Raw genomic sequence first — 14069 nt, 5'->3', positions numbered from 1 at the left:
ATCCGCAAATGCGGGTGAAAGTTCTCGTTTTTCAACGTATTGCAACTGATCAGAATGCACTTTGGTAAGGCAGAATACCCGAACGCAGCATTTCGGCGCTACCGAGGCTGTGATCGCTGCTTAGGCCACGCAATTCGATGTTGAATGAAACTCTGTTGTCGTAAACGCTGTTATTGTCGACGCTATCCCAGTCGGTAATCTTACGCTCATAGCCCAAACTAACTGCCCAGCAACAGGTGTTGTAGCGTACACCGAGTAAGGCATCGGCGCTTTGTTGTGCACGGGTATCGTAGTAATACGCCCCAACTACAGCCCAACGATCGGCAATTGGCCAACTGGCGGTCATACCCACCTGCGAAATACCATCCTGATAGGCTGGGCTTTGCGTGGTATTCAGCGCTGTCTGGATGTACTCCTGTGTGGCATAACGATAGTTCAATTGCACCAAACGTTCGGCATCTTGACGATATTCCAGCACTGCGTTCCCTAAGGAAATGCTGTCAAGACGGGTGTCATACTGCAAACCACCACGTAAACCCCAGCGATCGTCAATCTTCCAATAGGAGTCACCTGCCCACGCCAGGCTGCCGGTATCATCACTACTGTCGTATGGCGTGCTTTCATCGCCGGTACGCGAAGGGCTGAAGTAGTAGATTTGACCTACAGAAACGTTAAAACGTTCAACCGATGCGTCATCATAAATTCGCGAGGTTAAACCGGTGGTGACACGATTCTGTGAGGCAATACGATCCAGACCACTGTAGGTGCGGTCGCGGAACAGGCCGGTATAGTCGCTTTGTAGCAGTGTGGTGTCGTAAGTGTAGATGTCACTTTGGTCACGATACGGCACGTACAGGTACTGCACGCGTGGCTCCAGCGTTTGCGTGTAGCCTTGCGACCAGTCCATTGGACGGTCGAACACCATCTTGCCGTCCATTTTGAACTGCGGTAATACACGGTTGACCGACTCGGCGAGATGTGGGTTCGCTGGGTTGGCTGCAAAACTGTCAGGAATGTCCTGCTGATAATGGGTCGCCATCAACTTGACTTCGGTATTGACTCCCCCCCATTTGTTGCTCAATGGCATATTGAGGGTCGGTTCGATATGCCAACGAGTGGCTTCTGGGTTGTTTTGGCCTACGGTCGTGAATTTTACTGCTTGTCCATAGAGATGGAAGTCTAATGGGCCTAGATCGTTCTTGTAATAATTGATATCAAATTGTGGCTGGGCCCGGTAAGCATTCTGATTACCTGAGCCATCGAATACTTGAAAGTTTTTGGTTGCCAAGGTGGCATTCCAGTTTTCATTGGCATAACCGGCACTGAATTTTTGCGTGGCATAACCATCAGTAGTGGAACCGTAAGTTGAGTCCAGATCGGTAAAGTATTTGGAATCGCTAACTTTGGTGTAGTCAACGTTGAAACGCCATACCTTATCCATCACGCCGCTGTGTCGCCAGTAGAACATCCAACGGGTGCTGTCGTCTGGGTTATCTTTGGCGTATTCCTGATCGTCCGGTAACCAGTCAAACTCCATCAGACCAGGACCGGCTTGGGTCAGGTAACGGAATTCGTTCTGCCATTGCAAACCACGTTTGGACATATAGTGTGGCGTGATGGTGGCATCGAAGTTAGGGGCGATGTTCCAGTAGTACGGTAGCGTGAATTCGAAGCCGTTGCTGCTGCCGTATTTGGCATTTGGGATCAGGAAACCTGAACGACGCTTATCCCCCACCGGTAGTTGCAGATACGGGCTGTAGAAAATCGGTACACCAGCGACTTTAAAGCGAGCGTTCCAGATCTCGGCAACTTGTTCTTCACGGTCATGGATGACTTCTGAACCTACAACACTCCAACTGTCATCGCCCGGTAAACAAGAAGTAAAGCTGCCGTTTTCCAAAATGACATAGCGGTTTTCACCGCGCATTTTCATGGTGTCAGCGTCGCCGCGACCTTGACGACCCACCATCTGGTAGTTTCCGTCATACATGTCGGTGTCTTTAGTATTCAGATTCGACCAGGCTTTTGGCCCTTTCAGTTTGATCTGATTACTGTCGTAATTAACATCACCGGTTGCAGTCACGGTGCGCACTGGAAGTTGCCCCGGTTTTTGCGTTTGATCTAACTCGACCTGCTTGGCGGTCAGGGTGTTGTTACCCTGATCAACCTTAACATTGCCACTGAAGGTGGCTTTGTTAGGATAATCCGCTCTGGAATCGTTAGAGAGGATGGTCACGGGCAGGCTGTTAGGATCACCGCTGATAATCGGTTTGTCATAAACAGGAACGCCAAGCATACATTGCTCGGCAAGGTCAGCCAGCGCGTGCTGACTGTAGAGTGCCGTCCAAATCATTGTGGCCAGCAGGGTTGGGAAACTTTTTTTCATACGCGGTTTTGGTGTTCCGTCATCAGAGGCGTCATGTCCGGCAAACGGTCAGAGACTATATCACTCATCAGCGTTGCGCTAGTGTTAAATCCTACCGTTTGACTGCGTCGTTGTTAGGCGCAGAAGTGAATGACAGGTATGATAATCGAAATCTTGGGAAAAATCGCTGCTCCCTTGTGTAACATTACAATGGATCTAGCTGAAAGCATGGGAATTGGGAATATATGCAGTATTGGGGAAAACTGCTTGGAGTCGTCGTTGCCGTTTGGGCTGGCGCGGGATTCTGGGGTGTAATACTGGGGCTGATCGTTGGCCATATGATTGATACTGCGAGAAATGCTAAGCGCAGTCGTGGTTTTTTCGCTGGTCAACAGACGCGACAAACGTTGTTTTTCCGCACCACTTTCCAAGTGATGGGGCATTTGACCAAATCGAAAGGGCGAGTGACCGAAGCGGATATCCAAATCGCCAGCTTGTTTATGGATCGCTTACAACTGCATGGTGAAGCCCGTACCGCAGCGCAGCAGGCGTTTCGCGAAGGCAAGCAAAGCCAATTTCCGCTGCGTGAAACCTTGCAGCAATTTCGTAGCATCTGCTTTGGGCGCTTTGATCTAATTAGGATGTTTCTGGAAATTCAAATCCAGGCGGCTTTTGCCGATGGCAGCCTGCATCCAAACGAGCGTCAGGTGCTGTATGTGATCGCCGAAGAGTTGGGTATTTCACAAGCCCAGTTCGATCAATTCCTACGCATGATGGAAGGTGGTCGTCAGTTTGGCGGTGGTCAGCAAGGTGGTTATTCGCAAGGTGGTTACCAGCAAGCGCAACGTGGCCCGACGTTGGAAGATGCTTGCAAAGTGCTGGGTGTGAACAGTAGCGATGATGCCACCACCATTAAACGTGCTTACCGTAAGTTGATGGGGGAACACCACCCAGACAAGCTGGTTGCTAAAGGTTTGCCACCGGAAATGATGGAAATGGCGAAGCAAAAAGCGCAAGAAATTCAGGCCGCGTATGATTTAATCAAACGCGAAAAAGGCTTCAAGTAGAATTCTATGGGGGAGGTTTCCCCCATCAGTTTAAAAATCCGGTTCGGCGCGGAAATGCATTGGCGTTTGGAACGCCGGATGGGTGATACGTAGTTCTTGTGCGTGTAGCTGCAGGCGGGTTGCCATGGCTTTAGCTTCTGGCGGCGCGTAGAAACCGTCACCGAGGATCGGATGCCCGATGGCTAGCATATGCACTCGCAACTGGTGTGAGCGACCGGTAATTGGCGTCAGTTTAACCCGGGTACTGCTATCAGCATCTCGTGATAGCACCAAATATTCGGTCTGCGCCGCTTTGCCGGTTTCAAAACACACTTTCTGCAATGGCCGATTCGGCCAGTCGCAAATCAGCGGTAAATCTACCAACCCTTCGTCATGCTCCAGATGTCCCCAAACACGGGCGATATAGGATTTTTTCGGTTCGCGCTCGCGGAACTGGCGCTTTAATTCACGTTCTGCCGCTTTGTTCAACGCCACCGCAATCACTCCACTGGTCGCCATATCTAGCCGATGCACAGATTCTGCTGCCGGAAAATCGGCTTGAATACGCGTCATCACGCTGTCTTTATTCTCTGGCGCTCGCCCTGGCACGGAGAGTAAACCGCTGGGCTTGTTGATCACGATGATGTGCTCATCCTGATACAGAATGTGCAACGGATCTTGCGGGGGATTGTAGGGTTCCATCTCGGCTCCGCTGGGGATAAATAACGGGGAACACAGGCTCCCCGTAATGACAATTACTGGTGAGTCACCACCACCAGACGGATGGCATCCAAGCGCCAGCCAGCTTCATTTAGGTTCGTCAACACTTGCTTGCGGTTAAACTCCAACGTTTCCACTTCATCGTCGCGGATGTTCGGGTTAACCGCTTTTAACGCTTCCAAACGTGCCAACTCAGTGCTCAGATTGTCGTCAGCTTCCTGTTTCGCTTGCTCAATCAGTTCCTTCGCCTGTACTTCTACTAAGGCTTCGGCCTGTTGCAACATGGCGTGAACGTCTTGTTGTACCGCATTCACCAGCTTGCTGGAAGTGTGACGATTCACCGCGTTCAATTGACGGTTGAAGCTTTCGAACTCGACCTGAGCCGCTAAATTGGTACCTTTGCGATCCATCAGCATGCGGATTGGCGTTGGGGGTAAGAAGCGAGTCAGTTGCAGATGTTTTGGCGCTTGCGCTTCAACCACATACACCAGTTCGACCAACAGCGTACCAACCGGCAATGCTTTGTTCTTCAGCAAGGAAACGGCACAACTACCGGTATCACCGGACAGGATCAGATCCAACCCGTTGCGGATGATCGGGTGCTCCCAACTGACAAACTGCGCATCTTCACGCGACAGAGCCTGTTCACGATCAAAGGTGATGGTACAGCCATCTTGTGGCAATCCAGGGAAATCAGGCACCAGCATATGATCGGAAGGCGTCAAAATAATCAGGTTATCGCTACGATCTTCCTGATTGATACCGACAATATCGAACAGGTTGAGGGCAAAGCTAACCAGATTGATGTCGTTATCTTGCTCGGCAATGGCACCGGCCAATTCTTGTGCTTTTTCACCACCGTTAGAGTGCATTTCTAGCAAACGGTCACGACCCTGTTCCAACTGAGTTTTCAGTTGTTCATGTTGCTGACGGCAATGATGGATAAATTCATCCAGCCCTTGTTGCTCGGTTGGCGCTGCGAGGAAGGCGATCAATTGTTCGTAGCTGCTGTCGTAAATTGGGCGGCCGGTTGGGCAAGTGTGTTCGAAAGCGTCTAAACCTTCGTGATACCAACGGCCTAGCACCGCCTGCGCGGTATTTTCCAGATACGGCACCATGATTTGAATGTCGTGCATCTGGCCGATACGATCCAGACGACCAATACGCTGTTCCAGTAGATCTGGGTTAAACGGCAGATCGAACATCACCAAATGGCTAGCGAACTGGAAGTTACGGCCTTCGGAACCGATTTCTGAACACAGCAACACCTGCGCGCCGTCTTCTTCTGAGGCGAAATAGGCCGCTGCACGGTCACGCTCGATGATCGACAAACCTTCGTGGAACACGGCGGCACGGATCGCTTCCCGTTCACGCAACACTTGCTCAAGTTGCAACGCTGTCGCGGCCTTGGCGCAGATCACCAGCACTTTCTCCTGACGGTTAGCGAGCAGGTAATCCAGCAACCATTCGACGCGTGGATCGAAGTTCCACCACGTGGCGTTCTCGCCTTCGAACTCTTGATAAATTTGTTCTGGGTACAGCATATCGCGTGCGCGGGCATCCAGCGTTTTCTTGGCGCCCATAATGCCGGAGACCTTGATGGCGGTCTGATACTGAGTGGGCAGCGGCAGCTTGATCTGGTGCAGATGACGGTGTGGGAAGCCTTTAACCCCATGACGGGTGTTACGGAACAACACACGGCTGGTACCGTGGCGATCCATCAACATGGTGACCAGTTCTTGACGCGCTTGCTCGCTGTTATCACTGTCGCTATTAGCGGCTTTCAGCAAGGGTTCGATATCTTGCTCGTCGATCAACTCGCCCATCAGGTTCAGTTTGTCGTTGCTCAGATGCTCACCGCTCAATAACAGGGTGACGGCATCGGCTACTGGACGGTATTTCTGCTGTTCATCGACGAATTCCTGATAGTCATGGAAGCGACTTGGATCCAGCAGGCGCAAACGGGCAAAGTGACTCTGCTGGCCGAGTTGCTCTGGCGTTGCGGTCAACAGCAGTACGCCGGGAGTCTGTTCTGCCAACTGTTCGATAACTTGATATTCGCGGCTTGGCGCGTCTTCGCTCCATTCCAAGTGGTGGGCTTCATCGACAACCAACAGATCCCAATGGGCATCAGCCAACTGCTCTAAACGCTGTTTGTTGCGACGAACGAAGTCCAGAGAACAAATCACCAACTGTTCGGTTTCAAATGGGTTGGTGCTGTCGAGCATCGCTTCGGCATAACGGCTGTCGTCGAACAAAGAGAAGTAGAGGTTGAAGCGGCGCATCATTTCTACCAGCCACTGGTGTTGCAGTGTTTCTGGTACCACGATTAACACCCGCTCGGCACGACCTGCCAGCAGTTGCTGGTGGATGATCATCCCGGCTTCGATGGTTTTACCCAAACCCACTTCATCAGCCAGCAGTACGCGCGGCGCATGGCGTTGACCCACTTCATGGGCGATGTGCAATTGGTGTGGAATCAGGCTGGCGCGCATACCACGAAGGCCAGCGAATGGCAGGCGATATTGCTCGCTTTGATATTTGCGTGCACGGAAACGCAGTGCAAAACGATCCATACGATCGATCTGACCGGCAAACAGGCGATCTTGCGGCTTACTGAAAGTCAGTTTGCTATCCAGCAATACTTCGCGCATCACCACGCCGTTTTCCTGAGTGTCCAGACGTGTGCCGATATAGGTCAGCAACCCGTTGTCTTGTTTGACTTCCTCGACCTGTAACTGCCAGCCTTCGTGGCTGGTAATGGTGTCGCCAGGGTTGAACATCACACGGGTGATGGGGGAGTCGTTACGGGCATACAGACGGTTTTCACCGGTGGCGGGGAAAAGCAGAGTCACCATACGCACATCCAGTGCTACGACGGTTCCCAATCCTAATTCGCTTTCCGTATCGCTGATCCAGCGTTGACCAAGTGTAAAAGGCATAGTGTGTCGGCTCGATTCTTATTGGTAGATGCAATCGCTGCGGCGCAACGATCTGTGTGTCAATTAAATGCATTTTACCCAATAGAGGGTAATAGATATTCACGCCATGCATACCCTTCGTCTTTCAAGCCGCATCGTTGTTGGCTGCGGCTGTTCACCCTAGTCACTTATTACTTATAAGCTCCTAGGGATTCGCATCCTTGCCGCCTAGATGCAACTCGAAATCCATTGGGTATATACGTTAGTCAACGTTACGGCGGTGGGTTCAGAATTTGGAAAGGGCGCTATGGTAATGGAAGGCGGCGCGTTCGTCACCTGCAAAACCCAATGAATTTTCTTTCCCTTTTTGAACCTCGACTAGAAAGTCAGAACAACCCCATCTGCCCGGTGACCAAGGTGGCAAAATCGTCGTGCAGGAAAGGAAGTATAGCGTCTGCTACGGGTTGCAGTTGGCGTTCTAAATAATGATTATAATCCAGAGCGGATTGGCGGGTTTCCAATGGTTCTGGCCCGGCGACTGTCATCACGTAGCTGATCCAACCGCCGTTTTGATACTGTAATGGTCGCCCCTGCTGGCGGTTGTAGTCATCGGCAATACGTGCGGCACGTGCGTGGGGCGGCACATTACGTTGATAATCGTCTAACCGCCGCCGTAGGCGCTTGCGATACACTAGTTGATCGTCGAATTCGCCGTTAAGGGTTTTCGCCACATAATCACGGACAAAATCCTGATAGGGCTGCTGTTTGAAAATTTTCAGATAAAGCTGTTGCTGGAATTGTTGAGCCAACGGCGTCCAGTCGGTACGCACCGTTTCTAACCCTTTGTAAATCATTTCGTCACTACCGTCAGGTTTGGAGATCATTCCGGCGTAGCGTTTTTTACTGCCTTGCTCGGCACCGCGGATCGTGGGCATTAAAAAACGTGAGTAATGGGTTTCAAACTCCAGCTCCAAAGCATTTTCCAGTTGATACTGTTGCTGCAAATGTTCGCGCCACCATTGGTTGACGTGTTGCACCAGTGCTCGCCCAATCTCGTTTGCCTGCTGTTCGCTATGGGATTTTTTCAGCCAAACGAAGGTGGAGTCGGTATCGCCGTAAATCACTTGATAGCCTTTAGCTTCGATCAACTCACGTGTTTGGCGCATGATCTCATGACCGCGTAGGGTGATCGACGATGCCAAACGGGGATCGAAGAAACGACAACCGCTCGATCCCAATACGCCGTAAAAGGCGTTCATGATGATCTTTAGTGCCTGTGATAACGGTTTGTTCTGCTGACGTTTAGCTGCTTCGCGCCCTTGCCAGATCTGACTGACGATCGCCGGTAGGCAATGCTTAGTGCGCGAAAAGCGGGCGTTGCGAAAACCGGGGATGGAATCGGTGTCATCGGGATGTTGCAGACCTTCAATCAACCCGATGGGATCAATCAAGAAAGTCCGGATGATCGAGGGATACAGGCTTTTATAATCCAGCACCAGCACCGAATCGTACAGACCGGGTTGCGAGTCCATGACAAAACCGCCGGGGCTGTGTTCTTCTGGCAATTCGCCCAGATTAGGCGCGACATAACCCAACCGGTGCATCCGGGGGAGATACAAATGGCTGAAAGCGGCTACCGATCCGCCGCTGCGATCGGTCGCTAATCCGGTGACGGTGGCGCGTTCCAGCAGAAAGGTGAGCAGTTCGGTCTTGGCAAAAATCCGCGTAACCAGTTCACAGTCTTTGAGGTTATAACGCGCCAACGCCGGTTTATCTTCGGCAAAGCGACGATCGATTTCCGCCATCCTATGGTAAGGGTTGTCGATGGATTTGCCTTCCCCCAACAGTTCCTGTGAGACGTATTCCAGACTGAATGACGGGAAGTTCCAGGTGGCGGATTTCAGCGCTTCGATGCCATCGATAATCAACCGCCCGGCGGCGCTGGCGAAAAAGTGATTCTGTTTGAAACCGTGCTCACGCCATTCCAATAGGTTGCCGCCACGACCTAAACGCAGTGGGATCTGGTAACGCTCGGCGTGTTTTTGCAAAACTCGCAAATCGAATTGCACCAGATTCCAACCGATAATGGCGTCGGGATCGTGTTGTTCTAGCCATTGATTTAATCGCTCCAACATCTGTGGGCGGCTGACGCAGTATTCCAAAGCAAAATCTAATGGCTCGTCGCTGCCGTTGGCGGGGCCGAGCATGTACACCTGACGTTGACCGCATCCTTCCAGTGCAATGGAATAGAGTTCGCCGTGAGCGGTGGTTTCTATATCTAGCGAGACCAGTTTCAGCGTAGGACGGTATTCAGGTGCAGGTTTCAGTTGGCTGTTTACCCGCAAATGCTCACCTGCGGGTTGGCCGCTAAACCAGACGGGGGCGGTGATAAAACGCTCCATAAGATAACGTTCTGGCGGGCGAATATCCGCCTCGTAAACGTTAACCCCACCTTCTCGCAGCAGTTTTTCCAGTTTGATCAATTGCCGATGCTGACGACAATATAATCCCAACACCGGGCGATGGTGGAAATCAGCCAGTGGTAGTGGTTTCAGTTCGATTTGTCGTTCACCACGTAACAGCAGTTCCGCACGTTGACGTTGTTCCGCTGGAATAAAAGCCACGGAAGTTTGCGGTGCGAGGCGTAGCTGCTGCGCACCGTTGTCGGTTGCCAGCCAGAATTCGACCTCGGTGCCGGCCGGAGTATCGCGCCAATGGCGGGTAAGTAAAAAGCCTTGTTGTGCTGATGTCATATACCCTTCGTCTTTCAAGCTGTAGCGTTGTTGGCTGCGTACCCTCACCCTGTCACTTACTGGCGTAAGCTCCTAGGGATTCATGTACTTGCCGCCTAGCTACAACTTGAAATCCATTGGGTATACCCATTTTCAGACTGCAACGTTGTCAGCTGATTACGGCTAAGCTGAGAGTGATAAGAGTTTTAATGTTAAATTAATACTCTTTAGTATGGGTTTTTATACAGTAATTGTCCATTGCCGCACGATGCTGCCAAAAAAGCATACAATTCAGCGGTTGACTCGTATTGCCGCGCACCGGACAATCCTCCGCCCACGCGCATTTGATAACTGTACCTGATAATTACCGAGGATTAATGGAAGCTTATTTACAGCAATTGATCGCTCAGTCACTGGCGTTCACGTTGATAGTGGTCATGTTGGTGGCGTTTCTTGAATCACTGGCGCTGGTGGGCTTATTGCTGCCTGGAACGGTGATGATGGCGACCATTGGTGCGCTGATCGGTAGCGGTAAAGTTGACTTCTATTCTGCTTGGGCGGCGGGAATTGTCGGTTGTCTATTGGGGGACTGGATCTCCTATTTCATCGGTCGCGCGTTTAAAGGGCCATTGCACCGCTGGTCGTTCTTGAAAAAACACAAAGCCATGCTGGATAAAACCGAATATGCACTGCATCAGCACAGCATGGCAACGGTGTTGATTGGTCGCTTTATCGGCCCAACGCGTCCGCTAGTGCCGATGGTGGCCGGGATGCTTGATCTGCCGCCGTATAAATTTGCCTTGCCGAATATTATTGGCTGCATCACTTGGCCACCGGTGTACTTCTTCCCTGGCATCTTGGCGGGCGTGGCGATCGACATTCCAGCCAGTAGCAATAGTGCGCTATTTAAATGGTTGCTGTTTGGCGTCGTGGCGCTGGTGTGGCTGGCGGTTTGGCTGAGCTGGCGCTGGTGGCGTGAAGGTAAACGTGGTGCGGATTGGGTGACTCGCTGGTTGCCACCGCTACGTTTACACGTAGCTTGCGTCGTGAGCTGGGTTGCGGCGCTGATTTGCTTTTATTTTATGCATCAACAGCCGCTTATGCCGGTTTATCGACATCTGTTATGGCAGGTGCTCGCACGCTGATATTCTTTGACCGGTGCTATTTTAAGCGGTAAAATTTTGCACAATCTACGTCATCACTGAACTGAAGGAGGAATTAATGGCTATTTCAAGCAGTACATTTGGTCGTACCCTGCTAACTGGCGAAGACGCAAAACAAATGATTAAGCAAATGGAAGAGAAAAAGCCAAACGCCCAATTGAAGGAATCCATTGAGCGTGCGCGCCAGATGAAAGAAAAAATGGCCAAGCTAGGTGTAACAATCTGATATATCGGTTATGAAAATCAAGGATGAAATATGCAACCTGATTTACTGATCCTGCCGCTTTCCCCGCATCATAACCACCAGAAATTCAGCGCCGGAACCGCCGAGTTCCAGCCACTCAAAGCGTTTATACAGAAAGAAGCACTAGTTTTTAAGTTGGGTTTCATGGCTCAAACGTATGTAGCTGTGGACGACAATGAGCGCAGAGATAAAACAGCAGATGTTGCGACATATCCTTATAAGATAATCGGTTATATCACTTTAACTTGCAGTGAAGTGGCGATTGAAGATTATGTTTTAGCTGGATGCGAAAGAGCCGGGCGTTATGGTTCTTTTCCTGCCATTAAAATTGCACGCCTTGCCGTTGATGCCAAATGCAGAGCTGCCGGGATCGGAACATCGCTTTATGAACATGCTTTACTATTGGCCAAAGAAACCATCATGCCAACGGTGGGGTGTCGTTTTCTAATCACCGACGCCAAGAGAAAAGCCATTCCTTTTTATCAGAAGAAACAAATGGCATTATTAGAAACCTCAAGTAATCTGCAAGATAACGAACACCCTATTATGTTCGTCGATCTCTATCATTTGCAGAATACTGTCGTTCATTAAAATGCACCGTTCAGAAGTAGAACGGTGCATTTATGGCTATTGGAAAAACGCCCCCAACTGTTCAAATACCCGAACATCTTCGCTATGGCGTGTGACTTGAAGCACGTCTTCCAGCTTCTCTACCTGACTGATCATCTGTACCAACCGTTGGTCGTCGTTCACTAGTAGCCAGATGCGGCTTTGTTGGCCGTCTTGCAGCGGCATACATAGGATGCCCTCAACGTTAAATGCTCGACGGGCAAATAGGCCGCAAACGTGTGACATCACTCCCGGATGGTTACGCACAGCCAGTTCTAGGATCACATGTGGGTTATTTTGTTGTTCTAGCATAATTTATTCTCCAATCATGTCGATGTTGGCGGCACCCGGTGGCACCATCGGGAATACTTTTTCGTCGGTATCGATCAGTGCGTGGATCAGGCAAGGTCCTGGACGTTGGATGGCCTCTTGCAACGCGGCTTGTGGATCGGCGGCGGCGTTCAAATCGCAGGTATCCAAACCAAAACCGGCAGCAATTTTGATGAAATCAGTGCGTTTTGGATAGGCGGCAGCAAAAATACGCTGTTGATAGAACAGGGTTTGTTGCTGGTGTACCAGACCTAGAGCCTGATTGTTCATCAGAATGATTTTTACATCCAGAGAGTGCTCTGCCGCGGTCGCCATTTCTTGAATATTCATCATCAGGCTGCCATCACCAGAGAAGCACAGCACTTTGCGCTGTGGCTCAGCCAGTGCAGCCCCGATGGCGGTAGGCAGTCCGAAGCCCATGGTGCCTAAACCACCGGAGGTCATCCACTGGCGCGGACGGCGCAATGGATAGGCTTGCGCTACCCACATCTGGTGCTGACCGACATCGGTAGTGATGATGGCGCTGTCGTCGACACAACGTGCGGCTGCCAACACTAAGCCGTAAGGACTCAGCGGATTTTCTGCGTTTGGCATACTGAACGGGAATTCACGTTTCAGATTGTTGACCAGATCTTGCCATTCGTTGCGTGGCTGCGCTTCGATCTGTGGCACCAACTGTTGCAGTACCTGATTGACGTCGGCGTTGATCGCAATCTGCGGTTGCTTCACTTTACCCAGTTCAGCGCGATCGATATCAACGTGGATAATTTTGGCGTTAGGGCAGAACAGTTCGGTTTTACCAATGGCGCGGTCATCGAAACGCGCGCCCAGCACGATTAACAGATCGGCTTCCTGCAAGATGAAATTGGTGCTGCGAGCGGCGTGCATCCCCAGCATTCCCAAAGACAATGGGTGATCGACCGGCATGGCGCCCAATGCCATCAGCGTCATGGTGGTTGGCAGGTTGCTGCGTTCTGCCAATTCCAGCGCCGCTTGGCTGGCTTCTGAACTGATGATGCCGCCACCCAAATAGAGAATAGGGCGCTTGGCCTGATTGATCATCGCTGCGGCCTGAGTCACCAGATTGGCATCGAAAGCGGGTTTGGCATCTGGACGAGCGATTGGCGGCAGTTCATCCAGTGTGATTTCAGCACACTGCACGTCTTTTGGCACGTCAATCCACACCGGGCCGGGACGCCCCGATTCCGCAATACGAAATGCATCGCAAATCACCTGCGGCAGCTCGCGGATATCACGAACCAGATGGTTATGTTTAGTGATTGGGATCGAAATGCCGTAAGTGTCGACTTCTTGGAAGGCATCGGTACCGATCATCGAAGAAGGAACTTGCCCGGTGATACACACCAATGGGATTGAATCGAGTTTGGCATCGGCAATGGCGGTGACCAGATTGGTCGCGCCGGGGCCGCTGGAGGAGATGCACACCGCCGCTTTACCGTTGCTACGTGCCATGCCTTGCGCCATGAAGCCTGCGCCTTGTTCGTGGCGTGCTAACACGTGGTGAATGATGCGGCTTTGGCTCAGTGCGTCATACAGCGGTAGTGCGGCACCGCCGGGAATACCAGCTACGGTGGTGATGCCTTGACGCTCCAGTAAATGAACGATCAACTGCGCGCCAGTGAAGCGCTGATTAGGGTTTGCGGTGCCCGAAATTGCCATGTTCCTGTCCTTTCTCAAAGCCGGTGAGCTTTCTTGGGCAGGGGGCTAAAACTAGAAACCCCGCCCGGTTTGCGCCGGCGGGGTTTGGGAATCGATGTGTTGATTCAGACCCTACGGCGCATTGCCGACGACCACCACCACACGCACGACGACCACCGCGGCTGGTAGCGCGGTTATTAGTTGAGTCGAGGTCAGCGAGGATGCGATCACTAGGGTGCCTTATCATCAAGAGTAAAAATCAAGAATTTTATAAAAACAC

The 14069-nt window shown here is 51.4% G+C and carries 11 protein-coding genes; 4 read left to right on the top strand and 7 right to left on the bottom strand.

Annotation, left to right across the window (positions count from 1 at the left end):
• Positions 1 to 49 precede the first annotated feature (49 nt).
• Entirely contained in the window at positions 50 to 2386 is a 2337-nt protein-coding gene (gene lptD, locus AC3ISQ_RS18575; protein WP_489348892.1) for an LPS assembly protein LptD, read from the bottom strand.
• Positions 2387 to 2610: 224 nt separating this feature from the next.
• Here lptD and djlA point away from each other — a divergent pair, with 224 nt between their 5' ends.
• Positions 2611 to 3432, top strand: coding sequence for a co-chaperone DjlA (gene djlA, locus AC3ISQ_RS18570; protein ID WP_489348890.1), 822 nt, complete (start codon positions 2611 to 2613; stop codon positions 3430 to 3432).
• A gap of 30 nt (positions 3433 to 3462) precedes the next feature.
• Here djlA and rluA read toward each other — a convergent pair whose 3' ends face one another.
• From rluA to AC3ISQ_RS18555, 3 genes are all read right to left on the bottom strand, one after another.
• Complete coding sequence (gene rluA / locus AC3ISQ_RS18565) at positions 3463 to 4113, bottom strand: bifunctional tRNA pseudouridine(32) synthase/23S rRNA pseudouridine(746) synthase RluA (RefSeq protein ID WP_489348888.1); 651 nt, start codon at positions 4111 to 4113, stop codon at positions 3463 to 3465.
• A 53-nt stretch (positions 4114 to 4166) separates the two neighbouring features.
• On the bottom strand, positions 4167 to 7073 hold the full coding sequence (gene rapA / locus AC3ISQ_RS18560) for an RNA polymerase-associated protein RapA (protein ID WP_489348886.1): 2907 nt from the start codon (positions 7071 to 7073) through the stop codon (positions 4167 to 4169).
• Between the two features lie 365 nt (positions 7074 to 7438).
• Entirely contained in the window at positions 7439 to 9805 is a 2367-nt protein-coding gene (locus AC3ISQ_RS18555) for a DNA polymerase II (RefSeq protein WP_489348884.1), read from the bottom strand.
• Positions 9806 to 10161: 356 nt separating this feature from the next.
• On the opposite strand from AC3ISQ_RS18555, the gene AC3ISQ_RS18550 reads away from it, so the two are divergent.
• From AC3ISQ_RS18550 to AC3ISQ_RS18540, 3 genes are all read left to right on the top strand, one after another.
• Positions 10162 to 10929 (top strand): DedA family protein, encoded by a 768-nt coding sequence (locus AC3ISQ_RS18550; protein ID WP_489348882.1) that lies wholly within the window; start codon positions 10162 to 10164, stop codon positions 10927 to 10929.
• Between the two features lie 76 nt (positions 10930 to 11005).
• A complete protein-coding gene (locus tag AC3ISQ_RS18545; protein WP_489348881.1) occupies positions 11006 to 11173 on the top strand; it encodes a hypothetical protein in 168 nt (55 codons plus the stop codon).
• 30 nt (positions 11174 to 11203) lie between these two features.
• Entirely contained in the window at positions 11204 to 11782 is a 579-nt protein-coding gene (locus AC3ISQ_RS18540) for a GNAT family N-acetyltransferase (protein ID WP_489348879.1), read from the top strand.
• Positions 11783 to 11818: 36 nt separating this feature from the next.
• On the opposite strand, the gene ilvN is transcribed toward AC3ISQ_RS18540, so the two are convergent.
• From ilvN to ivbL, 3 genes are all read right to left on the bottom strand, one after another.
• Positions 11819 to 12112 (bottom strand): acetolactate synthase small subunit, encoded by a 294-nt coding sequence (gene ilvN / locus AC3ISQ_RS18535; protein ID WP_489348877.1) that lies wholly within the window; start codon positions 12110 to 12112, stop codon positions 11819 to 11821.
• 3 nt (positions 12113 to 12115) lie between these two features.
• Positions 12116 to 13810: an acetolactate synthase large subunit gene (ilvB, locus tag AC3ISQ_RS18530; protein ID WP_489348875.1), complete on the bottom strand. Its 1695-nt coding sequence runs from the start codon at positions 13808 to 13810 to the stop codon at positions 12116 to 12118.
• A 111-nt stretch (positions 13811 to 13921) separates the two neighbouring features.
• On the bottom strand, positions 13922 to 14005 hold the full coding sequence (gene ivbL, locus AC3ISQ_RS18525) for an ilvB operon leader peptide IvbL (RefSeq protein WP_489353372.1): 84 nt from the start codon (positions 14003 to 14005) through the stop codon (positions 13922 to 13924).
• Positions 14006 to 14069: the final 64 nt, after the last annotated feature.

It is taken from the genome of Serratia sp. KH_031 (assembly GCF_057839655.1).
The sequence above is the reverse complement of the archived record's forward strand: the minus strand, read 5'-3'. Positions and strand labels throughout refer to the sequence as shown.

Bases quoted from the DNA above. Each gene is read 5' to 3' on its own strand.
- lptD (WP_489348892.1), bottom strand. From the start codon at position 2,386: ATGAAAAAAAGTTTCCCAACCCTGCTGGCCACAATGATTTGGACGGCA.
- djlA (WP_489348890.1), top strand. From the start codon at position 2,611: ATGCAGTATTGGGGAAAACTGCTTGGAGTCGTCGTTGCCGTTTGGGCT.
- rluA (WP_489348888.1), bottom strand. From the start codon at position 4,113: ATGGAACCCTACAATCCCCCGCAAGATCCGTTGCACATTCTGTATCAG.
- rapA (WP_489348886.1), bottom strand. From the start codon at position 7,073: ATGCCTTTTACACTTGGTCAACGCTGGATCAGCGATACGGAAAGCGAA.
- AC3ISQ_RS18555 (WP_489348884.1), bottom strand. From the start codon at position 9,805: ATGACATCAGCACAACAAGGCTTTTTACTTACCCGCCATTGGCGCGAT.
- AC3ISQ_RS18550 (WP_489348882.1), top strand. From the start codon at position 10,162: ATGGAAGCTTATTTACAGCAATTGATCGCTCAGTCACTGGCGTTCACG.
- AC3ISQ_RS18545 (WP_489348881.1), top strand. From the start codon at position 11,006: ATGGCTATTTCAAGCAGTACATTTGGTCGTACCCTGCTAACTGGCGAA.
- AC3ISQ_RS18540 (WP_489348879.1), top strand. From the start codon at position 11,204: ATGCAACCTGATTTACTGATCCTGCCGCTTTCCCCGCATCATAACCAC.
- ilvN (WP_489348877.1), bottom strand. From the start codon at position 12,112: ATGCTAGAACAACAAAATAACCCACATGTGATCCTAGAACTGGCTGTG.
- ilvB (WP_489348875.1), bottom strand. From the start codon at position 13,810: ATGGCAATTTCGGGCACCGCAAACCCTAATCAGCGCTTCACTGGCGCG.